Source organism: Streptococcus sp. 3613, assembly GCF_013277375.1.
Lineage (GTDB): Bacteria > Bacillota > Bacilli > Lactobacillales > Streptococcaceae > Streptococcus > Streptococcus pseudopneumoniae.
Genome location: NZ_VMMV01000080.1, coordinates 19133 through 42641, shown reverse-complemented (window position 1 = coordinate 42641; position 23509 = coordinate 19133). Strand labels below are relative to the sequence as shown.

The following is a 23509-nucleotide window of genomic DNA, read 5'->3' as shown; positions in this document are numbered from 1 at the left end:
GATAGGAACATTTAGAGTATCGTTTGTGTGGAGTCGAATGATAATATGTGTATCTGAAACGTGAATAATTTGGTTATGTTTTTTTATTTTTCATGTAGTACTAGTTCTCGTACATATAGGCAACCATGAGAGGTAGTGTTTTTGTGGATTTAAAGACCGTTTCATAACTTTGTCTTCCTTTTACTAGTCCGTACAATGTTATATGGTCATCTTCGGCTATAACTCTATTGTTGTATTCAGAAGGAATAGAAACCAAAATAATTTTATCATAGTCATCATTTATGGCTACACGCAGTGTATAGGCTTTCCCATCTTCCATAGCTTGTAAAACTTTACCATATACTCTTACTTTAGTATCTACGGCTATTTCATCATGATTCCACTTGTTATAGTCTACTTTACCATAATTCGCTTTATCATTATCTACAGTAATCTTAGGTTTTGATGGTACTGAGGATGAGGAACTGGAACTACTTTCCTTTAAGGAAGATGAAGAGGTAGAGCTACTTTTTTTGGATGATGAAATTTGTTTTGATGTTGAACTTGAAGTTGTTTGATTGTTTGAAATTTGTTCTTTAATATTTATAAAACTTATAACAATAATTACAAACAGTAATAGTAGAGTGACTATAATTCCTATTTTTTTATATTGGTTCTTTTTCTCTATGTTGTTCTTGTTGATGTCGACTTTTATGATAATACCTTCATAAACTTCTACATAATCCCCTATACTAGGTTCAAAGTCACAAGATTCAATAGGAATTTCCTTTAAACTTCCATCTTCATAACCTATATAAGCAGTATATTCAGTTATTTTAATTATTTTCCCTATGTTCATTAGTGTTCTCCTACTTTAATATTCCAGAAAACTTAACTTCATCAGGTGCCATTACATAACGATTCACAGCTACTTCTTCCCCACTGAGAGTGTAGTAGAATCTAGGGCTATTTACTCCGTGGGATTTGGCAATTTTATATAAAGATTTGTTTAATGCACTGATAATTGCTCTAAGTTCTTTGTTTGAATACGAAGCATTATTTTCTGTGAGAATGATTCTGATGCCAGGTGTTACAGATGTTTTTTCCATTTCAAGCATATTTGCTCCTAATTGCGTATTTACTTTATCTACACCTTCTTGAATTGCATTATAGAAAGCATCTAAGTCTACTTTTCTGTTTTCTTCACTGAACTTTTTTATGAAGTCTCCCTCTTTCTCATCATTAATAGCTCCTTCAAACCCTTTATTTTTAAGATAATTCATATAAAAAAGTTGCTCAGATCGGAAATAATCAAATAATAGCTGTCTGTTATCATGAACCTGAAAGGCTTCAAGTGCTGAATAATAAGTTGCCTTATTCGTATCGTCCACAATAAAGGGGGTAAGCCCTTCTTTTAAGCATTGTTTATACAAGAGCAATCGACCTATTCGACCATTACCATCTGCGAAAGGATGAATCCTTTCAAATTGTGCATGAAAGCTTGTTAAGTAATTCAAATCTTTTTGTTTTTTCAAATCATAGCCAATCAGTAAAGAAAGCATCTCATCTTCAGTCTGTTCAACAGAAGCTGTCGCAATTTTTCCTACCTCATTTTGCAACACTTTATAACGACCAACTGGAGCTATCGGGTTATGCTCAGAACTGGTGCCACTTTTTAGAATACGATGCAGTGTTTTAATATAGTCCTCTGTCAGTGGCTCGTTAACGGTATCTAAAATATAATCAAAACATTTAAAATGATTATTCATTTCTACCAAATCATCAATTTTGATTCCTTTTGCATCAATATTTGCGATCGTCTTTGTCTCATAAATTAAGCTAGTCTGCTCTTCTGTCAGACGACTTCCTTCAATTCGGTTAGAATTATAAGCAAAGCGTTTCTGTGTGATATCATAAATACCACCATGTACTTTTCCTTCTCTCTCTGCTAAGAGTCTCGTGATTAAATCCATAATTTCTCCTCGTAGCAATCAGATATAGTTATATCTGTTTTTTTATTGTAAACTTTCTAGCCACCTATCAAGATAATCTGATGCAGACTTTGCTCCGGCTGCTTTAGCAATTTCATCTAATTTTTTCCGATTGCTTGGTTTCAAAGTAAACTGGAATTGCTTTTTGCGTTCAAAACTTTCAAAGTTGGCTACCTCTGAAACCTGCTCAGGTTGGTGGGGTGCTTCGATAATCTGCGAAATCTCTTTTTCTTTTGGTGTGAATGCCATAACAATCTCCTTCTAATTATATTTATAATTGTATTTGTATTTATAAATATAATTATATTGTATCATAAATTTTTGAAAAAGTCTGCTCCAGCTCAGTGAAAAACTTTTTGTGTTTTTGATAAAGTTCAGGATTCTCCTCCATATCTGCAATAGAGATCTTATCAATCGTGGAATGATTGAATAACTCTTTTGCTGGTACAATTCCTAGAAGGTTATCTGTTCCCTTTTCTTTGGCTTCAAGTCCCAGGGCTTCCAGTAATTCTCTCGATGATCCGTAGTTTGGTCGAATCATATTTGCTAAGAAATATAACTCAGCAGTAATGTATGATTCTCTTGTACGATAGTCAATTACATCCTTTCTGAATGCTTCTAACCGAGTTGATAGATTGAATTTAGCATTATAACCAAACTCTGAAGGAGTCAATGGACTAATAATAGCGTGACTGACCGCAACAGCATTTTTAGTAGCTGTCGCAAAATCTGGTCTACAATCAATCAAGATATAGTCAAACTGATCCAACTTCTTCTTTTCGTAGTTATCCTCTAGCCAAAGATAAAGTAGCATATTTTTCTTATCGCTGTTCTCCAGATCTCGTTCTACAGTATCAAGTTGAACCGATCCTGGAATTAGACTGATATTTTCCTTGAGTGGCTTAATATCCACGTCACCTCCTTTGAAGGCATTCGCAATCGTATTCTTGCTTTCGTAAATATTGTAGCACTGAGTCAAATTACATTGATGGTCTAAATCTATAAAGAGAATTTTATGACCTTTGCGAGCCAACCATTCTCCATAATTAAATGTCAAAGTTGTTTTTCCAACACCGCCTTTGATAGCGGCAAATGTGATAATCTTCATTCTATTTCTCCATCCTTTTTCTATATTTCTATTATACCATTATAATTATATTTGTCAATATATTTATAATTATATTTATAATTATTTTTTACAATGAAGTTTCTCTTTCCTTACGCTGCTCCACATTTTTCTCAATGTCTTGATGTAGCTTATAATCTTTTGTAATTGCTTCTACCCGTTGATACAAAGCCTGGCGCTCAAAGGTTGCCTCTTTAACAAGTTTATCAATCTCAGATTTGCGAGTGCTAGGATCTACTCTCAAGTCTTTCATAATAGCAATAGCTAGTTTCACTTCCTGAGGATCGCTTGATTCCAATGCAAGAAATGCAGACTGAATTTTATTAAGCTCACCCAAGCGTTGATCTAGTTTATCAAGCAAGTTATCTACTTCTTCCAGTTCCTCTTCAAAACGATTTAACAATTCATCAAATTGCTGTCCTTCTGTTACTCCATGAGCAGATAGATAATTATATTCACGAACAAGCTGATCCAAACTAGAGATTTTCGGATGTTTCCGAACAATCATTTCTCCATTATCATACGACAACTGGGAAGCGACTGTTTCTCCCTTCATATACCGATTCTTATCAGCGTGTTCAGGATTAACAAAATAGTAGAAATCATTTTTTCTGATAAAAATTTCATAAGAGCCATCTTCTGCTTTTTCAATCTGATGAGCTGGAATAAGAATTGTTCCCTTATTTCTAATCCCAAATTCCATTTCAAGATAGATCCCATTTTTTGTTTCTTCCATCACCTGCCATTCTTCAACTGTGATTCTCATTTCAAAATCATCTTCTCGTTCTGCCACCATCTTTTCATATTCAGATTTTATTTCATCAACAGATAAGGTTACCTCGTTAGAAACCACTTTCTCAGAAATTTTCTCTAAAGAATAATTTCCTTTTTTGGACAGTGTACGATCCCTCACATTTCTTGTTTGATCCCGATCAGTCAGACAATATTTGATTTCCTTCCCTGAAGTATCAACTTCAAGATTTAAAGCTCGTGCCTTAATCTTAAAATCCTCTAAAGAGGTTGAATGTTTCAAAAGAAAATCTAAGCGTGATTTAATTTCATAGCGAAAAGAATTTTTTTTGCGATAGGCATGATAGGTTTTTCGATTAGTCCATAATCTCTCCTTGAGAATTTTAGCTCCAGCCAAATCAGAATACTTGTTTGAAATATTAAATAAGCTTCTAGCAGTATTTTTCTGCCAACGAAACTTTTTTAATGTAACAGAATTAGTGGAATTGAAAATGATGTGATTGTGAATGTGCCCCTTATCCATGTGAGTCGCTATGACAAATTCATGTTGTCCACCAGTTAATTCTAAAATTGTTTTTCGACCAATCTCATGAATTTCTTGTGGAGTCAAATCATCTTCAGGAGAAAATGATTGGATGATGTGGTGAGCCAAAACCCGATTCGGATTGTGAATGTCAGATCGTTCTTTTGTCCCTGCTCGCTGAGCAGCATTCTTTTTGGTCAAAAGAAATTCTTCTGTCGCTGTGCTAGCGTCTGTAATTCCATAAGTAGATACCAGTTGCTTGACTACTCGGCCATCTTTAACCACTGCTGGAAATTCAAACTGTTCATCTTGTTCTAAAAAACTCGTTTTAGATGGATTCTCGATATAGCGTAAAGCATTATTTAAACTTTTCGTATCAGTCAGATCGACCGTCTTAGCTTCATCCTCAATATATTTTGTAGATCGTCCTAAAGAAGCTACACCCTTTATTTGAAGAACCTTTGTTACAACCATCGCTCTTGTTCCTTTGTTTGATTTTCCTGTTTTTGGATAAATTGGCTAACTGTATCTTTCAAATATTTCTGCAATTCAAGAATCTGACTCAGTTCAGTTAGGCTAGCCTGGTCATCTTCGTTTACCTTTTTTGCGACCTGATTAATATTGACGCCTATCCGATTTATTTCCTTACGCAATTCTCTCAATTCTTCAAAATTTAAAATTTTGACCTCGCCCATAATCAACATAATTCGGGCAAAAGCATTAAAATTTGTCATTCCAGATTCTGCAACCTTTGTTGAAATGAACCGATTTTCTTCCTCAGTTAATCTGATTAATTTTTGAACTGGTCTTTTGCGTTTTTCTCCATTTTCCAAAACCTTACACCTCTATTCTGCTATTTTTTGACTGAGGGGGTCCGCCCCCTTTTCTTCTGGCAAGATTAGCACTTGGATATCCAAATGCTGTTTTTAAAAAGGTCAAAGTTAGTCAGGGTGTCATCCCTGACTATTCTTGACTTTTTAAATCTTTGGGGAAATCCCCAATCCCCTAATCCCTGCAAGCAGGAATCTTGTTCTATAACGAGGGAAAAGTTTGATTAAACTTTTAAGTCTTCCAGTAGAAGCTCCATTGTATCAACCATCTCCATTTTAAGAATTTCGTCTTTGAGTTGCTCAAATCTCTCATCACTCATCCCTTCAATTTCTTTAAGTGCAATGGGATACATTTCTACTTCTTCTAGCTCATAGTTTGTTTTAATTCGCATATCTCTACGAAGAATGTAGAGACATTCTTTACGTGAAATGTGCTGGTTAACTTCATTCACTTTTGGCGAATCTGTAGCCTCCTCCTCAAAAAATATCTCCATTAAAAGATCAAAAGTTTCTTGTTTTAGATGTTCAATCATCTTCCGTTTCTCCTTTTTTGTTTTTCTTCCTACGGACCAATGCCTCCATTATCGAGGGCTGCTCAGGGACTTTTTTTCTTCCACCTGCTTTACAGCCTCCGCCTTTTGATTCCCCAACTGCTCAGATTTTTCTTTTGCCTGTTGGAGTTTATCAGCAAACTTATCTTTCGTCACAGTTTTATTTTTCACTAATTCTAACTTAGCATCCATCCGATCAATCAAACTTTTTGCTTCTTTCTGAACAACCTGCAGTTGTTCTACCATATCTTCAAAACCATTTTTATCCTTCGCCCAGATAGCTAAATATCCAAAACTGTAGCTACTCGTATCAAAACCAAAATGATTAGCCACGACATAAGCGACACTTTCAGCTTGTAATTCTTGCTTACGATATTGGTCGTCCCCATATTGGGCATTGCTTCCTCTATGTAAATCTGCATGAGCCATTTCATGAAAAATGGTTTTTAAAATCTGTTCTTGACCCTTTAATCCTTTTGAAATAACAATTCGATTTTCATCTGGAGAGTAATAACCATTTGTGCTCTCTCTTTTAATTTCTTCAAAACTGATCGAAACCTGATTATCCATTGAAACAGCTTTGGCTGCTCGGTACAAATCTTCATAATCTTTAACGTCTCCAGTCAATTCATGAATTGCTTTTGGCAATTCTTTTCCTTCTGTTTGAGATACATCAAAGACATTCCCTAACTTAAATCGAGTAACAGTGACTGCCTTCTCTTCTGTTTCATTCTCAGACGGAGAAAAACTCAACTCTTTTTGATTAACAGGAATGCTTGTTTTCACTTGGTAAGGAACCCAAATCTTCAGAGCTTTTGAACCCTTTTTAACTGTTCTGTCAAAATCCGTTTTCCATTTATTAAAACTTGCAACACGGGAAACATTAGGATTTTGCATCTTCAGCAAATGAATATTGTTAAGTGAGTAGTTGTGAAACTTACTCATCGTATCCAAGAACGATTTAAACTGTTCTGAATCTAAATAGTTCTTCATTCCCTCTTTCAAGTGTTCAGCTAAAGCTTTTGTATCTTTATTTGCGACTAACTGGGAAATGGTTTGTTCTGAAGTTTTAGCAGTAATTGTTTCGGTGACAATCGCTCCAGTTTCCGCTTCAGAATCTATCCTTCTTTCTCGTTCTTCCTGTTTTTTATGAAGGTTAGAAGCAGCATTGTAAGGATCTGTTCCTTGCAACATCTCATCAGAATTGGAAATACCATCACCATCCAAATCACGATCCCTCTCATCTTTTCGGTTATACTGATAAATTTTTTCGTATGTATTATCTAGTGTCTCTTGCGAATCTTTGACTTGTAATTTTTCAAATTCTTCTCGAACATTGGCAATAGTTTGTTCAACTTTTTCTGATAAATCATTCACTTCTTTTTGCCATTTTTCTACAAGAGCTACTTGTTCTTGAGGCGAATCTCTAACTCCCAACTTCTCAAACCAAGCAGATAAATTTTCAACTTCAACGCTATCCATTCCATCAAAAGAGATAAAACCAAGACGACTATCATGACTACTATCCGAAAAACCAATCGGGCTGTTTTCTAACACTCCATAAGGTACTTGGGATAAAAGTTGATTGGCATAAGGAGTATCTTCCAAAGCGTAACTGAACTGAGAAATATCTAGTTCACTCGCTAATCTCTCCAGATGATACTGATTAAATAATGTCCCATCTACCTTCATCAGCTCTGGATGCTCTCTCATTTCTCGTGTACCAAGTCTTTCTTTATGAGCGATTGGATTAATCTCCTCACCAATATTGTAACGGATGCTATCCTGAATTAGTTCACCGTCAGGACTGTATAAAGCAAATTGAACCTTTGTAATAGGTGTATAGGAAGCACCTTCTACCTGGTTCATTCGATCACTTACACTCGCATGATGTTTGTCGTAATAGATATTATTCTGCTTATATAGCTCTGTTGCAAAAGACTGATAATCAATCAACTCTGTTTCGCTAAAAGGTAAAATTGGCCCACCATCATGCTTTTCTGCCCATTGAAGGCGGACATTGTAGTTATTTTTGTCAATCTCATTTGGTTGAATTGCCTCAAACAAGCCATTTTCCATAATGGATTGCAATTCTTTGCCCCCATCTTTAATATAGTCCTCATTGATTGATAGCTGTTCAATGTGGCCATTACGTTCACGGAAGATACCTAGAATAACTTTTCCATCGGTTTTCTCTACATCAACTTTTAAATCTTTCTTAATTTTCATAAGAGATGCAGGGACACGTTCTTCTCCTATATCTTTGAAAAGAAGTAGGAAGTCTTCATCTTTACTCTTAATAGCTTCTGAAAAATTAAGCCGTTGTGCTATTCTTACCTCATCTAAGTTATCCAATACAAACGATTTAGAATCAAGAATATCTTCCAACATGGGAATGACTTGTAATTTTTCTTTTAGACTATTACTAACCATTATTTGGTTATAGTTTCCTCTTCCTTCTGCAAAATCAACTACAAAATCTGAAGCTTTTTTCCCTTCCACAATAGGTCTGATTCCTGTTAAGTGTAAAAAGTTTTCTTGTTTAAAACTAACATCTAACAAATTTACTTCTCCATTATTTGAGTAAAAATAATAGACTTTACTATTTGCTAACTCTTCTAAATACCATTGAGAAGACCTCTGAATAGAGCCTGCATACTGATTCATTTTTTTTAAATCATCTTGCGTAATTGGATGATATTTTGAATATCTTCGTTGCACTTCTTCAAAGTTTGTGCTAAACTGTAAGTAACGATAGGGTGATGTCGGGTGACTGGTAACAGTTTGCTCAAAGGTTGCTGATGGTTCAGCTTCAGGTTCGGCACTGCCCACAGCATCCGGCTGTGAATAGCCCTCTCCACCACTGGCCCTATCATTCATTTGCTCCTGAGTACTCTCAGGAGTTTTTTCTGTGCTCTGAATTTGTTCCTGCGCTTCATACTCAGCCCCTGCTTCATGTACTTCCGACATAGTATGTTTCCTTTCTTTTTCTTGATTGACAATCCTTGTATATTCCTGATGGACTTCTTCCTTCGTCAGCTGCCTAGCTGAGACAAAGGCTTTTACATCATCTGCAGTTAGCTCTTGCGCTTTTGCAAGAGCTAGTTCCTTCTCAAAAAAGCCCTGGTAATACCAAGACTTTTCATCTACCGTATAAACATGTGCTAACTCTTTAGGAGTGTTATTCCTTCCCTTCAGGAAATCATTCCAATCTTCCTTCTCCTGGTCTCTCTGAAGGATAGGTGGAATCGCAATCTGTACTGGGATCCCCTTTTCCTGAAGACTAGTTATAAATTTATGTCCAGCCATATCATTATCTACAGCTAAGGTAATCATATCCTGATGCTGACCATCTTTAAAATAGTTTGTTGTTCTGGCTACTAATTCTAGAGCTTTCCCTGTATTCTGATTGATTTGATAGGATTTATCATTTATCTCTGCATACAATTCCATAAACCGTCTACTAATAATCCCATCTTTTACTCCATCCATAGCTACTAAGCGAACATCCTGAAGCCTATCTTTATGGAGCTCATAGTAGCTCATAAGATCGATTGGAGCTTCCGCAAATACCAAACGTTTAGGAGTTCCAATATCAATTGAGAAACCTAGTTGTCCGTCTGAATTTCTCATAATTTGTTTTAAACGCCCACGTTCAGGATAGTGCTCTCGATTCTCTACTATTCCCTGAAGACTCGCTCCAGCTAAAAAGCCTGTATTGTCTTTATATTTAAAGACGATCACAGGCTCAAAATAGTCTCCTTTTTTTCGGATTGCTTCCGCTATACTGCCTTGGCTAATAAAAAAGTTAATCGTATCATCTGAAAGGCCTCTCTGTGCCTTCAAATAGCGTCTAGAGGCGCTGAAATCCTGACGCTCATATCTTTCCAAGTGATAGCTAAAAGGCTCTTTTGAGGCCGTCTGAGCTTCTACATCGACTGCCTTAAATTCTCCAGTTTCTAAAAAATGCATCGCCTCCTTGTAAGAAACACCTCGTATGGTTTGAACTAACTGAATGACATCTCCAAATTCAGTTCTTGAGTTCCAGTAAAATTCATTTTTCTTTGCATCTATTACAAAGGAATCATGTTCTACCCAGTTATAGCTATAGCTACCTGTACGCTTTAACTCCATGCCTAGTTGCTCTGCAACAGAAATAATAGATAATCTTTTGGCTTCTTCTTTGCTTAACACCATCTGTTGTCCCCCTACAATGAAAATTCTGGCTCTTCTTTTTCTGCTGCTATATCTTGTCTCTGTTCTTTCTCAAGTTCTTCCGATTCTACAAAGCGTTTTAAATCAGGAAAATGGAGTTGGGCTTGTTTTAGCTTATCCTGAACTAACAAGTTCTCATCGATATGATAGACTGCTTCCTGATGGCCATTAAATCCTTTCTCTAAATCAATATCATCAAAGCGGATAACAGCCAACTCTGTCAAACTTCCCTTATACCAAGCTCCAATCTCACTTTCAAGATAAAACCGAACGGATTCTCTATCTTCCGTCTTTGTATCCCGTAAATAAGCTAGTTCCCAGCTTTCACCCTGAGAATAACCAATAACTTCTTGAACGATTAACTCCTGATTATTCGTTCCTAAAATCTGGTTAATATCTCCTAAACGTGGTACTAGAATTTCCTGAGCTAATGAAACGACTTCTGTACGATAGTTGAAAAACTCATATTGTTCTCTATCTTCTACATAGTTCCTAACAAAATCTGAATAATGAGGGAAATGTTCCTGAAAACTAGGTGAAATCATTCCATAGATATAGGCTTGTTTTACTGTTTCAAACTGGGCTATTTGATAATATGAGGGATCAAGCTTGCCCTCTTGATTCAATAGTTCCTTGATATTTTCTGGAAGTTGAATTGGTTCTGATTCTGGCCAAGTTTTCTTAGAATAGTTGATTACTTCTTCATAGAGAATCGTATCAATCTCTGGATTCTCCATTTCAAGTAAAGTATCTACAATTTGAGCATATTCTGAAAGATTGGAACGATAATCAGTAATCAAGCCATCTTTACGAACCTCCCACTCCTCAACCTGAGCATTTTCTGGAGTTCGTAGCAACAATACCTCCTCAGCTTTTAAATCCACTCCAATAACTTGATCGCCATTTGGTAATTGATCCATCTCCAATTCCTGGATCTTAGCATCTAATTGATTATTAACCTGAAGCAAGTCTTGTTTCAAGTGAAATAATTCTTCTGCATTGGCCTTTAATTCTTCAAAATACTCTCTGGAGATTTTCACTGGTTGAACCAATAAATCTTTCTCTCTTTGTTCTAGAGGGTAGGAAAACAAGTAGGGAGCAACTTCTTTGAAGTCCTGGTAGTTCATCCATTTTATAGATTCAGTAACAATCATATTCTGGACATCGATAACATCTGTATGAGGTGTAATCCAACCAGCTAAAGCCAACTCTTTTACTGCTTCAGATAAGGGGTAAGAAGGGATATGTTCTAAAATCCCCTCAAAATAACCAATCCCTCGTGCAGTTTCCTCCTCAACTTCACGCTTCATTCGTTTAAATTGTTTTTGTGGTAGTATATTCATTCTATTTCGTTTCCTTTCTTTCCGTTATCTGGGCCGTAAAAGGTGTCTACGATACCTGCGGAACGTAAAGCCGATTCCAATGCTGATCTAGCCAACTCAGAAGCCGCAATTGTTCTCACTTTCACTTCCCATAACTCTTCTTCCTTCTCCTTAATTAAGTTATCCATAAACTCATTATCTTTAATCAGCTCATCTCGCCGTTGCTTAAGTTGTTCTAAATTCATTTGATTCTCCTCACCAAAAAAACAGCCATTACGGCTGCCTTGTACTTTTAGGTATTAGAAATTGCAAGAGATCCCAATGTTGCTCCTAACGCACACACTATTAAAGTTGCTATAATGATTGGACTCAAAAGAACTCTTGATATTGAAATAATTAAAAAGAAATTAACCACTATGACTATGGCAATAATAAACCAAATGGCATTTTTTATTTCTTCTCTCTTATAACTAGACTTATTTATCATTGAAAATAATATAGGTATTATAAAACCAATGATAATTAACAAGATTCCAAAAAACAAAAAGTGCCATGAAATATTATTTTCATATGACATGACATTAGATGCAATTGACACATCTTTCTGATTTATCATTTTATCAATATCAAAATGATGTGTTAGTTGCTTATTTAAATTTCCCAGATTAAGATTAAAGCAAATGACAACTATTGCATAAATTAATTCTATTGCCACATAAGGCGTATAAGGGCTTTCTAATACTTCAAAAAATCGATCTCTATACAAATTTATCTCCTATATTCAAGTATAATGTTCTTCTATATAGCGTTTTAAAATGAGATATCGTCTCAGTAGCAACGAATAGCTAAAGTTATAGATTAAAATAGTCAAAAATAACAAAACTATAAATAGTGCAATACTGATGCTCAGTAACACACTTTCATGCAATTTATTGGTAGGTACACCTGTTAAAGGTGAAAATAAAATTGCTAAAAGTCGTTTTAAATCATCTGAAAAAATAATGGTTAATACAAGACCTACCAATAATTTCCAGTTGCGAGAACTCCTTTCCTTTTTTATCTCTAGCTCTGTCAATTCTGCTAATAATGCCTCTTTAGACTGCTGGTTATAGTAACCCAAGGCTTCTCTGTATCGACGTTCATGCCGTTTCGTCCACATTTCATAATAATTTTTTATGGTAGATTTCATAGGATTATTACACTCCTCTCAATCATCGCTTATTCTCCATTCATTATATCACAAAATACTAAAACACATTGTGCTATCTAGTTCTTAATTTCTATATAGCCAAGTTCATCTGTAGAAAAACCAACAATCTTATAGAAACCTATGGCTCCAAAAGTTTCTAATAAATGAGTTTCCGCTACCCTTTTAGCTGTATTAAAATCACGGAAAAAACCTGCATGAGCAAAATTTTCATGCCAGGTTATTTTTTCGCCTTCCTGATGCAGCCACACATACTGATCCCAATTTATAGCAATTAAAACGCAATAAGAGTCATAAAATTCCATTAGATTTCCTTTCTTTCCTAACTCACTTTGAGAGGAACTTCCTCAACTTCCTTAATCCCAATATGAATAACATTTTCTTCCCCAACCTGGGCTTTCCACTCATCAATATCGCTTAGATAGCGCTTGTATCGATACCAGTTCTCATCGGTCGGGCCATTACTTAAGAGATAAGCTCTTGGATGCGTGTCCAGGTTAAATTTTTGATCTCGAAAAACATTTTGTTTGGATAGGAAGAGTAGGGCTTCTGTTGTTCCAATCGTAGCCACCTCGTGCGGTGTCAACAGTTCTCGACCAATTTTAGAGTTCTGCTTAGAGCTGCTGGCATTTCTTCCTCTGCTCTCACTATAATTCTGATCATTCAGAGTTTGCTTCCCTGATCGCTCAGATAGGTACTTAAGCGTGTCTAAGTCATTGGATCCTAAATAAAGAATAGCACCACAGTTATTGATAATCGTCTTCGTATTTTCTTTACCATATAACACTTCAATCTGACTTTGAGATTGCACCATCATCTTGATAGAAATCTCTCGAGAACGAATAACTGAGATAATTGGTGGTAAATTAGGAATCTTCCCAATCTGACCAAACTCATCTGCCCACACCTGTAGATGCAATAAGTCTTCCTTGATCTTTGTTGGATGCTCACCTAATATAACTGCATCTGCAGTTTTTATTAGCACATCAAAAATGGTACTAAAAAGAAGGGCAGATAAGAACTGATAAGCTGGATCCACTTCTGGAATATGAATAAAAACTGCTATTTTCTCAATATTCCATTTTTCAATCTCCAGTGTATCCTTTTCAATAATCTTTCTTAGTTGCTCATGATCAAATACTGAGAAAGTTGTTGCAAAAATGGCATAAACAGAAGCTCGTGTCTGACCATCAAAGTTTTTATTAAATAGCTCCCACTGCCTGCAGGCATAATTCCCTGGTCTCCTTCTCTCCAGATCTTCAAACATCAATTCAACCGGACTTTCCGCTTCTGGATGATTCCGTCTCAATTCTCGAATCATATCTGTAACCTGCCCTAAATTAGGTAGATAGTGATCGAGCTGACCATCAAAATAAAGATAGCCAATTAGAGAACGCATGAGTAGTTTATTAGCTGCAGGCCAAAAAGGATCACTTTCATGACCATTTCTGTTGAGAGACTCTGTAATTGCCTCTGCCACTCGGTCTATATCCATTTCATTATGAATATATCTAAAAACGTTGAAGCCATCTGAATTCAGGAAAGTAATCAAATCAAAAATCTTCATCTTATAGCCTTTTTCTACAAGTGATTTCCCTGTTTCATGAATCAAAATCCCTTTAGTATCTGTAGTTACAAAACTAGAGTTAGCTTGTAATATATTCGGTTTTACAGCACTACGTGTCTTTGAATCCCCTGTACCTCCATACACCAGAATATTTTTATTAATCTGATTTTCAAAGCTCAAGCGGTTATTAAATAGTCCCATCTGACTGTTCTGGGTAAAAATCATATTTTTTTCAGGTTCTTCGTCTCGGAATCTCATCAACTCTTCTCTCGTCGCAAAACGAGCTGATCCATGTTCTTCTCCATAACGGTAAATCCCTGTATCCGATACTCTCAAATACAGCAGAAAAGCAATCAAAAATCCGCCCATACCAATTAATAAAGAAGCTGGAGTAAATTGAAAATCAAACCAAGATTTATCGTTTAGATGGTCATTCATCCAGTTAAGCTTTCCAAATCCAAATACATCCGTTACTGAATCAGTATCTGGTGCCAACAGCCATAGTTTAAAGAACCAATGAAAGAGGTAGAATAGACCAATTCCTAACAACAAATACGGTCTAAGTCTCCGTTTCTTCTTTTCTGTAATCACTTCATTTTTCCTCCAATCTGTGGTTCGATATTTTCTGGAATAACAAACTCCTTCGTATGAATGTTTACCTGGAGGGAAGAAATTTTCTTTTGCTCCACTGCTTTGAAATGTTGCAATTTCTCCTCAAAAGAAGTCGTTTTCCCATTTTTAAGGTTCCGCTCATTGAATCCTCTCGGATCTCTTGTGATGCCTTCTAGGACATCCTTAAAGGCTTGTTCGACAACTCCTTTATCTTTTGCATTGAAAGCAAGAGTTGTCTTACCATCAGGGTGTGTATAAAAAGAAAAGCCAATCCCGTATTGGCCAAGTTCTTTTCGAACTGCCTCGAGATTGACTTCATTATTTAGTAATTGCTGGACTTCTTTCGCATCTGCCGTTGCCATGAATTTATTCCAGTCTGTCTCACCAGTAAAGAGGACATTTTCCCCTCTGGCTTGATACATTTCAACTGCCTTAGAGCTCACCAGAAAGAGTCCTTTTAAGATGATTTCTCCTGTCACAAGAGTTGCCCGTCCTAATTGGGCTACCACTTGTTCTTGTTCCATTTTAGCTCACCTCTTCAATTTTAAAATAAAGATCCTTCAGTTGACTAGCTTGTTTCTCTTTGGCAAGAATCTGTTGTCGCAACTCATTGATTTTGTTTTGGCACTCATTAATTTCCTCGTTTGCTTCCTTAATAAACTCTTCGTTAGACTGAATTTTATGTTTAATAGATTGCTTATAAGTAACCGTCTGAGCCTCAAAGCTATCAATAACCTCTGAAGGTAAATTTACTGAAGTCACATTAGAAAGGGAGAAGAAAGGCTCAACATTACCCTTATCTTCTTTAACAGAAAGAGGGCTTTTCTCTTCCTGCGTTGATTTTTCAACAATAGAAACTACTTCTTGTGTGGGCATATCTTGTGAAGCTTCTACTAGTTCTTCCTCTTTTTCATCCAATCTACTGAAGTCTTCTGTAGTCCATTCACTGGAAGAATAGGTATTTTTATCTTCCAAATGTACTTCCTCTCCAACCTCATCTTGAGGCTTCTGAGAAACTAGCTCAGCAATTCTTTGACGAGCTAAATTCGCCTCTTTCTTTACCGTTAGATCTTCTAGTTCAGGAGCTGGTTCTGGTTGGGGTTGAGATCCTGGTGTGCCTAGTGAAGAGTTCTTTTCTTTATGTTTTTCTAAAAAATGAAGAAAACCTCTCTTTTTCTTTCCAGCACTCATACCAAAATTTTCCAACAACTGATCAATGATACCAACAAAAGGTATTTCAAGACTTTCTTCTTGTAGGATTTCACCTTCAGAATTGAGAGAATAAAGTCGATAGATTCCATTTATTTTATTACTCTTCATTCTCTCGTTTATGATTTCTAACTTTGAAAACAAATCATCTCGGTTCTCAAATGTTTCCTCTTGATTAGTCAATTGATTAATAATTTTATACATGGTTCACTCCTTGGTTACTTGATTTTGCTGGAAGGATTAGTTCCTTCATTTCCTGATAGGATAAGCCACTTTCTTCTGATAGAGCAACAAAAAGCTGTGCTTCCAAATCTTTTTCTTGATTTATGTAATTCTTGATTTTTTGATCTGCTTCTTCTTTTTGTCGTTGCGCTTTTTTCTTATCTTTCCTCACTTTCTCAAGCTTACCTTCAAGTTGTTCTATTTTTTTATTCATTCCATTCTCCTTATTGGTTACTACTAGTTGCGGTTGTTGGTTCAGAAGATGTAGGTGTTGCCGTCGATGTAGAGGAAACTGGAGTCGCGCTTGAACTGCTAGTATCTGTATAGGTTCCTATACTTTGTCCTCTCGCTTCAGTCAATACAATAGGCTCTATTTTATTGATCAATAGTTTCCCTGATTTTTCTACATAGGTCAACCGAATTGTAGCCTTAGTACTACCAGTAAGCCCCTTAGAAGCCCTATTATCTTTCTCTGTTAGGGTGGTACTAGTATATTGAACCTGAGCTAAAGCAATTTTATGTTGTTTATCAATGTAGATAGATCCTGATTCAAAAGCTTGGTCAACCACATACCCCTTATAGGTCTGATTAACTGGTTTCTGTTCTTCTTGAATAGTTTCCTGATACATGGAATCTGTCATAAAAGGCTTATAACGTGGGCGATTCTCTTCTAAATCCTTCTTCGTATAGTAAGCAATCAAAAAATCTTCAACCTGTTGCTCAGAAAGAGAAAGTTGTTCCTGCTGTTTCTCTTCTTTATCTTGCCTCACCTCTTCCTGTCTTTGACTAGTCTGTCTCAAATTCTGTTGTACTTGAGCAATAGAATAACCCAATACAATACATAAAACAGCAATGAATCCCATAAAGAATCCCTTTACCATTTTGATTAATTTTTGATTATACATTCTTTTCCTTTCTTATTTAGGGGTAACAAAATAGATACCTGATTGTGGTTTCAAAGTACGCCAACTCGACACATATAAACCACCAAAGTTCATTTCTGAAACCAAGAAACTACCATCGCTATTAACGTACTCACAAAAAGCAACGTGACCATAGATTGGCGATGCCCCAGCTACACCATTCATGAATACAGCTGCAGAACCTGGTTTAGGAGTCGTTGAAATGTCATATCCTTGCGCTTGGCCACTATCAACCCACTGATTGGCATTGCCTAGATAGGGATGAATGCCAACTCCAATTTGAGCAAAGCGATTATAGACATACCAAGTACAATTCCCTAGTGCATAAGCGTTACCTGAATAGCCTTGTCCTTCTAAAAGTGCTTGATCGGTAGGTAGTCCATAAGGTAGCTTATCTTTATATTCTGCTGGAACTTGCTTGCTAGAAACACCTGTTGAACCTCCTCCTTTATTTTTTAAGAAATTTAGCCATTGACGGGCTGCAGATTGCCTTTCTAAGAGTTTGTTTCCTGGAACTCCTAACCAAGCATTCAAGAAGTCCTCCGCAAGAGCTTCTACGGATCCAGTAGACGTTACAATTCTTCTGAATGCTGCACGCCTAGTTGGATCATCTTCCTCCAGAAGAAATTTTGTTTGGACTTCCGCAGACCAAATATCTCCATCCACAGATTTTGCAAAATTCCACAATGCAAGAGCACGAGGACCAGTAAATTGACCAATCCCAATCCCGATATAGTGCAAACCGTTGACTAGATAACCTCTTTCATTTAGAGGCAAGGTAGGGTACATAGCTTGAAAGGCTCCCCAATTACCAACTAGATTTTCTGCAGTTGGTTCTTTAGCAACTTTATCGAACTGATTATTGGTTAGAAAGTCTGTTTCATAGCGTTTAAAGGTAATGGAACTCTCAATATCAAATCCTCCCAAAACGGCTGCGATTCCTTCATCTATTGCTTCTGGTATATTTTTTTTGATTGTATCCGCAAAAGCTCTTGCACGTCTTCCTTTATCTCCAGATGTTTCAATATTACTGACAACAGACGTTGCTTGGGTATATTCTACACGCTGGAAGTAAAAACCGACATTGACATAAGTCCAGCTCTTCTTGATATTCCCATCTTTATCTTTCTTGTTTGATCGATCAGGTTCTAGCTTTTGATAATAAACAGTTTGATTCCCTTCAGGTGCTACCTTTCCGATGATCTCTCCAGATTTAACATGATCACCTGTTTTATAGCGAATCGTATCTACATTCTTATACAGAAACTTAGAATCCTGATCACTAATTTCTATGTCACTCCCCTTAACTTCAACTTTCCCATCTAAAACAGCTAACAGAGACTGACCTCCTGAAGCCTGCAAAACAGAGCCATTAAAAACTTCCGTCTTCGATTTATATCCAAAACGCTCAATAATCTGAAGAGGTGCTTGTGATTCAGGTTGTTCTTCTGTATAAAATGGATTATCTAGTTCTTGAAGCAACATATATTTTCCACTATCTCTAGCAATTTCTAAGAGTTGTTTATACTCCTCTAACTCGTCCTTGTCAAGCTTATAGAGATTATTTTTGGTATAAAGCTCTTCCATCGTTTTAAGATTGTCTTTATCCCCACTCAAATTCTTCCATAAGGTATCTAAGTAAAGTTTTCCACGATTCTGTTGTGAAAAATACTTATTCCCGTCTATACGAAGCTTATCTGAAATATCATCATACTTATAATTCAAGTACAAAAGCGGATCGTCAATTTTTGTCCAATAATCTACCTTGTCATTCGATTTTTCACGATCTAATTTTGAAAGATACAACCAAGTATCATTCAAATCAAATTCATCTTGACGGGTAATTCCTGAACTACCGATACCAAGTATAGCCAGAAACAAAAGCAGACCAAAAGCAATCAGATAAGCCTTTAAGCTAAATGGATTGTTGATAATAGCTTGAAGCGGTTTAGAACCTACACGGTAAAACTTCCTCGCTTTCTTAGCCACTTTCCCTGTTTTAGAAGCAGCCAAGCGTTTCTTATAATCCTGAATACGACGAGAGAGTTTTCCTTCCCAAGAAAATTCTCTTGGAGTTCGAGTGAAACCTCTACCCTTAGCTTTATTGTAGGCTCTATTTCCAAGGCTATAGCTCGATTTAACCATTCCTTGGCCAAGTTTACCGCTATACTTCCCAATCGTTTTGATTCGTTTCCCTTGAATCTGAATATCCTGATACCGATATTTAGTTCGTGCTATATCTGACAGTGTATCATCCTGTTGCGCAACAGAGCTAGCCTGTTGATTAGCAACTCGTTCTACAGATTGTTTTGCCACACGAAGAAACTTCTTCTTGCGTGAACCACCATTAGCCTCTTGAGCGGCTTTAAAAGTTCTTTTAGAAGTTTTTTTCTCCAGTTTCGCCTTATCTAATTCCTGCTTAAGGAAGACCTGCTTTTTAATTTCCTCTGGACGAAGTGCCTTTCCTTCTTTTCCAAGATTTCTTCCTTGTTTCTGGATATTCTTGTACTCTTTTTGGATTCTCTTATACTCTTTTTGTATTTTCTTGAGCTTGTTCTTAGAAGCTCGAAATTGGCTTCGACTCTTCTTTACCAACTGACGTTTAGAGTTGGTCTGAGATTGTAACTTCGTAAGTTGTTTTGCGCTATCTTGTTGAACCGTTCGGTAATTCTTACGAACTTTTTCTAGCTTTCGATCTAACCTATGACCGATTGTTTTTGGTCTGCCTTTCTCCTGATCCATAGTAAGACTCCTAAGCGTCTGTTGCGACTAAGTTATACAACTTAGTATTCTTTGGTATTGGATTTTCAAATGGCACCACAACTGGCCCAGCTACGATTAAGCCAGTACCTTTAGCTTTTGGCCGTGCTAAGTAGCGAATCTGTTTATCAGTCAGATTGACAATCTCTTTTAGGATAGCCAAATCTTGAGGTTTTTGTTTGAGTAAAATCATAAACTCACTATTTGAGAGCAATTTCCGACCTTCTTCAACAGCAGCTAGCGTTTCTACGTTCTGGGTGATTCCTGTTGGAATCGCACCATATTTCCGAATCCGTGAATACAACGTAGTAAAGAAGTCTGCTTGAGCCTTATTTTTAAATAGAATCTGCATCTCATCAAAGTAAACCCATGTAGTACATTTCCCTTGATTCTCTACAATTTGATTCCAGATATAATCCTGAATAACCATTAAAGCAAACGGCTTCAACTTATGAGACAACTTCTTCAGATTAAAGATAACAAAGCGATGATTGAGATCCACGTTGGTATTGTGAGCAAAAATGTCCTGAGAACCAGTTGTATAGGTTTCTACCGCTAAAGCTAAGTCTTGTGCTTCGGGTTCAGGTTGTTCTTTCAAGACCTGGTGCCACTCTTTTAAAGTTGGAGTATAATGATCTGTTAAATAGCGTTCATAAGTCACACCTGTCACTCGGTCAATAATCCCAATCTGTGCATCTGTCACCTCTGACAGAATCGATTCAAACAATCCCATCAACAAGTTTGCTTTATCCCCTATTGGATCGTCATCCTCATCATCCAAACGATCCAGATCTGGTAGATCCAAAAGATTGATATGTGTTTTAGAACCAATCGAAATATCCACCATCTGAGCACCGAAAGCACGGCCAATATCAGAATATTCATCTTCGGGATCCACGATGATAACTCGGTCTTCTGGATATTTCAGTAAAGTTGGAATAACTTCTCCACCCTTTATTGTTGTAGATTTACCAGATCCTGAAGAACCTAACACAACTCCTGAACCCGTGTTCAAATCACGTTTTCGATCTAGTGTAATGATATTGTTTGATAACTGATTTTGACCATAGTAGCGAGCGAGTGAGCTTTCAGACTTTAAGTCCACGTTGGTAAAAGGAACTTGCGTAGCAATATTAGCTGTCGTCATCTTTCTCATAAAATTCTTCTTCACATTCAAGAAGCACTCCCCGATAGGTAAAATCGTATTCAAAGCCTCTTCTTGATAATAATAAAGATCTTCAAACTCTACCCCTAATTTACGGCCAGCACGCTTAATCTTCTGTTCGTTACGTTGTAGTTCCTCTTGGCTCTCTGCCTTAAAATACACTGCAATCAAACCAGAAAAGATTTTCTGATCATACTCAGTAATCTCGTCTCGCCACTTCTTGGTAGCTTCTGAGATTTCTTGGTCACGACCAGCCACAACCGCATCATCAAAGATACCAGATTGAGCGGCCTTACGTTTAGAACGAAGTTTCCCAATTTCAGCATCCATTTCTGCATCGTTAATCTTTTCTAAGATTTCAACATTCTCATAAGGTTCTGCATGGATAGTAATAGCTAGTTCAAATCCTAGTGTTGTTAAATCCCGAATGAGACGATCAGACATCCAGTTTGGATAGCGGTGGGCATAAAGTACCTTGACCCAACTATCATCTATAATCATGCGTTTTTCTTGAAATTCAATCCTGTTTGGCGCAATAAATGATTTAGTAGATAAACCTGTCAAAGCAATTTCTTTATAATCAAAATTGACATATGGATTACCTCGTAGTAGCTCAGAAAAGACTTTTAGGCGATCCAAACCATTCATATCCCTAAAAGTAATATCAGATTCCTGGAACTGAGTCCCTAGGGAAACTCCAATATCTTGTAGGATCAACTGCGCCTGTTTTCGATCATCAGCGTTAGTTGAAATGGTCACATACTTATGTACCTCGAAGTTGTTAGCATGTGTCGTAAATCGCTCCTTGATCATCTCGTTCAATTCTTCACGATAGTCATCGTAGCCATCATTTGTTTCTTCAAACAAGATATTCTGCAAGGAGTTATCCGATACTCGACGGTTAATGACTAGGAGTTGGTAGTTACTGCCCTCATCCAGTGAATTTAGAGCGTCCATCGTTGTATCGATGATACTCTCTTTTTCATCTTGTTGAGCTGTCGAGTAAGAAGCATCCCCCAACATAAAGCTACGAGAATATTTCTCACGAGCAATGTGCATCAATCCATCTTCATGTAGATGTGTGTAATTGATCGTGTTTTGCGTCGTAGGTTTCATCTGACGACGCAAGCGCTCAATTCTTTTCTTTTCTGCGTTTTCTAGTTTTTCTCTTTTGCTTTTGAATAAACTCATCTTTCGTATACATTCCTACCTTTCCAAATTCTGTCTCATAGGTTCGTTGTTGGATTCGGAAAAAGAAATTGATTTTTTCTTTAATCCGCATTCGCTTGGTCATGCCTGTACCGTACATTCCTCCAGGAACGACAAATAGAGCGTCCCAAAGATAGATGTACCAATCAGGTAGACCAAAGAAGTATATAGCAATTGTCCCTGAGACAGCTATTATCAAACACACGTATAGAACAAGCATTCTAGTAGTTAGACCAAATAGAATTGGCTTGTCCTCGTTTTCAAATTCTCTTAAAAATTCTGATCCAATTTTTTTCAATTAGTTTCCTCTCATACAAAATAACATCGATTAATTCTAATTTTTCTACACATAGATTAAACTCCTATAAGTTGCTTGGCTTTTCGACTAGATCCAACCATTACAAAGATATAGATTACTCCTTTGGCAATTGAAGCAAAGGCCGTCCCCCAAGAATCACTGGAACCAGTCGTAACCTTTAGAATATCTGTTGCCACAATCGAATCGTATACAACAGAAACAATAATTAGGATGACACCAATAAGGGCAGAGGCCGCAAAGTATTTCAGGAAGTTAATCGTGACAGTTCGTAACGAGTCCATCATAAAGAACGCTGCTAACAATGGAGCTATGGCCTTAAGCATATATAAATCCAAGTAACGTAAGAAAACAATAATCCCTAAAATAATGTTAGCTACTCCACTTACAGCTTTCCCTACTAAAGTAATGATAGTTTTTTCAAATATTCCTTTCCCACCAGAAATATTAGAATCAATAGTTGCTTTAACAGTAGGTGTTACATGTGCAATTACCTTTACAATAATATTAAGTAATTCCAGAATGGCATCACAAATTTGAGATGAGGCAGAGATCATGATTAAGGCAAATAAATATTTCATTAAAGCCTCTAACCAAATCTTCTGTGTTAACGCTCCCCCTCTGGACTTGACCATTTGTGACCACGATGCCATTTCAAACCAGAAAAAAAGACCTAAAAGGATATACCCAATAGGTCTGACTGCATCAGCCATCATATTTACAGCTTGGTTTGTCGCAGAGCTGTAACTGGAAAGAGAACTAGTTAGTTCTCTAATATCTAAATTCATAGGCTACTCCTAAAATTTTATCAGATTTAGTACTGCAATAATTGCGGCTGAAATTCCCGCAGAAGATAGGGCCAGAAATGCACCATGAGTCATAGAATCAGAACCCTCATCTCGTCTTTGCTTATCATTATTCTTTCTTCCTTGGATAAAGTCATATGAACCATTCCAGATCCAAACAAGACCTGTAATTGTTCCAACACCGCCTAGACCAGCAAAAAGTTTTGTAAGAATTTCCATTTATTTT

General features: G+C 36.6%; 22 protein-coding genes and 1 pseudogene. All 23 read right to left on the bottom strand.

Going from position 1 to position 23509, the window contains the following annotated elements:
- Nucleotides 1–100: 100 nt before the first annotated feature.
- The 23 genes and pseudogenes from HT708_RS09370 to HT708_RS09260 all read right to left on the bottom strand — a co-directional run bounded on the left by HT708_RS09370 (nucleotide 101) and on the right by HT708_RS09260 (nucleotide 23502).
- The gene (locus HT708_RS09370; protein ID WP_050223039.1) at nucleotides 101–838 is read right to left on the bottom strand and encodes a hypothetical protein; all 738 of its coding nucleotides are present in this window, start codon (nucleotides 836–838) and stop codon (nucleotides 101–103) included.
- A 346-nt stretch (nucleotides 839–1184) separates the two neighbouring features.
- Nucleotides 1185–1952, bottom strand: a pseudogene (locus HT708_RS09365) (Fic family protein); the annotation flags it as partial.
- A 42-nt stretch (nucleotides 1953–1994) separates the two neighbouring features.
- Nucleotides 1995–2219, bottom strand: coding sequence for a hypothetical protein (locus HT708_RS09360; protein WP_172926302.1), 225 nt, complete (start codon nucleotides 2217–2219; stop codon nucleotides 1995–1997).
- 52 nt (nucleotides 2220–2271) lie between these two features.
- The gene (locus tag HT708_RS09355) at nucleotides 2272–3078 is read right to left on the bottom strand and encodes a ParA family protein (protein ID WP_050262562.1); all 807 of its coding nucleotides are present in this window, start codon (nucleotides 3076–3078) and stop codon (nucleotides 2272–2274) included.
- Between the two features lie 88 nt (nucleotides 3079–3166).
- Complete coding sequence (locus HT708_RS09350; RefSeq protein ID WP_172926301.1) at nucleotides 3167–4843, bottom strand: relaxase/mobilization nuclease domain-containing protein; 1677 nt, start codon at nucleotides 4841–4843, stop codon at nucleotides 3167–3169.
- Complete coding sequence (mobC, locus tag HT708_RS09345; RefSeq protein WP_016398831.1) at nucleotides 4834–5202, bottom strand: plasmid mobilization relaxosome protein MobC; 369 nt, start codon at nucleotides 5200–5202, stop codon at nucleotides 4834–4836. Before mobC ends, HT708_RS09350 begins: the two co-directional genes overlap by 10 nt.
- A 221-nt stretch (nucleotides 5203–5423) precedes the next feature.
- The gene (locus tag HT708_RS09340; protein WP_050223043.1) at nucleotides 5424–5732 is read right to left on the bottom strand and encodes a hypothetical protein; all 309 of its coding nucleotides are present in this window, start codon (nucleotides 5730–5732) and stop codon (nucleotides 5424–5426) included.
- 48 nt (nucleotides 5733–5780) lie between these two features.
- Nucleotides 5781–9947 (bottom strand): PBECR4 domain-containing protein, encoded by a 4167-nt coding sequence (locus HT708_RS09335; RefSeq protein WP_172926300.1) that lies wholly within the window; start codon nucleotides 9945–9947, stop codon nucleotides 5781–5783.
- A gap of 11 nt (nucleotides 9948–9958) precedes the next feature.
- A complete protein-coding gene (locus tag HT708_RS09330; RefSeq protein ID WP_172926299.1) occupies nucleotides 9959–11308 on the bottom strand; it encodes a hypothetical protein in 1350 nt (449 codons plus the stop codon).
- Entirely contained in the window at nucleotides 11305–11532 is a 228-nt protein-coding gene (locus HT708_RS09325; RefSeq protein WP_138703167.1) for a hypothetical protein, read from the bottom strand. The genes HT708_RS09330 and HT708_RS09325 overlap by 4 nt, the downstream gene beginning before the upstream one ends.
- A 47-nt stretch (nucleotides 11533–11579) precedes the next feature.
- Nucleotides 11580–12053: a hypothetical protein gene (locus HT708_RS09320; RefSeq protein WP_138703166.1), complete on the bottom strand. Its 474-nt coding sequence runs from the start codon at nucleotides 12051–12053 to the stop codon at nucleotides 11580–11582.
- Between the two features lie 15 nt (nucleotides 12054–12068).
- Nucleotides 12069–12476, bottom strand: a complete 408-nt coding sequence (locus tag HT708_RS09315; protein WP_138703165.1) for a hypothetical protein — start codon at nucleotides 12474–12476, stop codon at nucleotides 12069–12071.
- 77 nt (nucleotides 12477–12553) lie between these two features.
- Nucleotides 12554–12799 carry a hypothetical protein gene (locus HT708_RS09310; protein ID WP_172926298.1) on the bottom strand — a complete coding sequence of 82 codons (246 nt, stop codon included), beginning with the start codon at nucleotides 12797–12799 and terminating at the stop codon, nucleotides 12554–12556.
- A gap of 17 nt (nucleotides 12800–12816) precedes the next feature.
- Complete coding sequence (locus tag HT708_RS09305) at nucleotides 12817–14652, bottom strand: type IV secretory system conjugative DNA transfer family protein (RefSeq protein WP_138703163.1); 1836 nt, start codon at nucleotides 14650–14652, stop codon at nucleotides 12817–12819.
- Entirely contained in the window at nucleotides 14649–15197 is a 549-nt protein-coding gene (locus tag HT708_RS09300) for a DUF3801 domain-containing protein (RefSeq protein WP_079253007.1), read from the bottom strand. Before HT708_RS09300 ends, HT708_RS09305 begins: the two co-directional genes overlap by 4 nt.
- 1 nt (nucleotide 15198) lies before the next feature.
- On the bottom strand, nucleotides 15199–16086 hold the full coding sequence (locus HT708_RS09295) for a hypothetical protein (protein WP_050223048.1): 888 nt from the start codon (nucleotides 16084–16086) through the stop codon (nucleotides 15199–15201).
- Nucleotides 16079–16318 carry a hypothetical protein gene (locus tag HT708_RS09290; RefSeq protein WP_172926297.1) on the bottom strand — a complete coding sequence of 80 codons (240 nt, stop codon included), beginning with the start codon at nucleotides 16316–16318 and terminating at the stop codon, nucleotides 16079–16081. The genes HT708_RS09295 and HT708_RS09290 overlap by 8 nt, the downstream gene beginning before the upstream one ends.
- Before the next feature lie 10 nt (nucleotides 16319–16328).
- Nucleotides 16329–17009, bottom strand: a complete 681-nt coding sequence (locus HT708_RS09285) for a hypothetical protein (protein ID WP_050223049.1) — start codon at nucleotides 17007–17009, stop codon at nucleotides 16329–16331.
- A 12-nt stretch (nucleotides 17010–17021) separates the two neighbouring features.
- Nucleotides 17022–19769 carry a phage tail tip lysozyme gene (locus tag HT708_RS09280; RefSeq protein WP_172926296.1) on the bottom strand — a complete coding sequence of 916 codons (2748 nt, stop codon included), beginning with the start codon at nucleotides 19767–19769 and terminating at the stop codon, nucleotides 17022–17024.
- A gap of 10 nt (nucleotides 19770–19779) precedes the next feature.
- Entirely contained in the window at nucleotides 19780–22143 is a 2364-nt protein-coding gene (locus HT708_RS09275; RefSeq protein WP_172926295.1) for a DUF87 domain-containing protein, read from the bottom strand.
- Complete coding sequence (locus tag HT708_RS09270) at nucleotides 22085–22459, bottom strand: hypothetical protein (RefSeq protein ID WP_033680424.1); 375 nt, start codon at nucleotides 22457–22459, stop codon at nucleotides 22085–22087. The genes HT708_RS09275 and HT708_RS09270 overlap by 59 nt, the downstream gene beginning before the upstream one ends.
- Nucleotides 22460–22515: 56 nt before the next feature.
- Complete coding sequence (locus tag HT708_RS09265) at nucleotides 22516–23265, bottom strand: conjugal transfer protein TrbL (RefSeq protein ID WP_138703158.1); 750 nt, start codon at nucleotides 23263–23265, stop codon at nucleotides 22516–22518.
- 9 nt (nucleotides 23266–23274) lie between these two features.
- A complete protein-coding gene (locus tag HT708_RS09260) occupies nucleotides 23275–23502 on the bottom strand; it encodes a hypothetical protein (protein WP_172926294.1) in 228 nt (75 codons plus the stop codon).
- Nucleotides 23503–23509 lie beyond the last annotated feature (7 nt).

What these genes read in the sequence shown, in the direction of transcription:
- HT708_RS09285 (WP_050223049.1), bottom strand. Translation starts at nt 17,009, where the DNA reads ATGTATAATCAAAAATTAATCAAAATGGTAAAGGGATTCTTTATGGGA.
- HT708_RS09265 (WP_138703158.1), bottom strand. Translation starts at nt 23,265, where the DNA reads ATGAATTTAGATATTAGAGAACTAACTAGTTCTCTTTCCAGTTACAGC.
- HT708_RS09280 (WP_172926296.1), bottom strand. Translation starts at nt 19,769, where the DNA reads ATGGATCAGGAGAAAGGCAGACCAAAAACAATCGGTCATAGGTTAGAT.
- HT708_RS09330 (WP_172926299.1), bottom strand. Translation starts at nt 11,308, where the DNA reads ATGAATATACTACCACAAAAACAATTTAAACGAATGAAGCGTGAAGTT.
- HT708_RS09325 (WP_138703167.1), bottom strand. Translation starts at nt 11,532, where the DNA reads ATGAATTTAGAACAACTTAAGCAACGGCGAGATGAGCTGATTAAAGAT.
- HT708_RS09315 (WP_138703165.1), bottom strand. Translation starts at nt 12,476, where the DNA reads ATGAAATCTACCATAAAAAATTATTATGAAATGTGGACGAAACGGCAT.
- HT708_RS09360 (WP_172926302.1), bottom strand. Translation starts at nt 2,219, where the DNA reads ATGGCATTCACACCAAAAGAAAAAGAGATTTCGCAGATTATCGAAGCA.
- HT708_RS09355 (WP_050262562.1), bottom strand. Translation starts at nt 3,078, where the DNA reads ATGAAGATTATCACATTTGCCGCTATCAAAGGCGGTGTTGGAAAAACA.
- HT708_RS09260 (WP_172926294.1), bottom strand. Translation starts at nt 23,502, where the DNA reads ATGGAAATTCTTACAAAACTTTTTGCTGGTCTAGGCGGTGTTGGAACA.
- HT708_RS09310 (WP_172926298.1), bottom strand. Translation starts at nt 12,799, where the DNA reads ATGGAATTTTATGACTCTTATTGCGTTTTAATTGCTATAAATTGGGAT.
- HT708_RS09335 (WP_172926300.1), bottom strand. Translation starts at nt 9,947, where the DNA reads ATGGTGTTAAGCAAAGAAGAAGCCAAAAGATTATCTATTATTTCTGTT.
- HT708_RS09370 (WP_050223039.1), bottom strand. Translation starts at nt 838, where the DNA reads ATGAACATAGGGAAAATAATTAAAATAACTGAATATACTGCTTATATA.
- HT708_RS09295 (WP_050223048.1), bottom strand. Translation starts at nt 16,086, where the DNA reads ATGTATAAAATTATTAATCAATTGACTAATCAAGAGGAAACATTTGAG.
- HT708_RS09340 (WP_050223043.1), bottom strand. Translation starts at nt 5,732, where the DNA reads ATGATTGAACATCTAAAACAAGAAACTTTTGATCTTTTAATGGAGATA.
- HT708_RS09275 (WP_172926295.1), bottom strand. Translation starts at nt 22,143, where the DNA reads ATGAGTTTATTCAAAAGCAAAAGAGAAAAACTAGAAAACGCAGAAAAG.
- HT708_RS09350 (WP_172926301.1), bottom strand. Translation starts at nt 4,843, where the DNA reads ATGGTTGTAACAAAGGTTCTTCAAATAAAGGGTGTAGCTTCTTTAGGA.
- HT708_RS09290 (WP_172926297.1), bottom strand. Translation starts at nt 16,318, where the DNA reads ATGAATAAAAAAATAGAACAACTTGAAGGTAAGCTTGAGAAAGTGAGG.
- HT708_RS09300 (WP_079253007.1), bottom strand. Translation starts at nt 15,197, where the DNA reads ATGGAACAAGAACAAGTGGTAGCCCAATTAGGACGGGCAACTCTTGTG.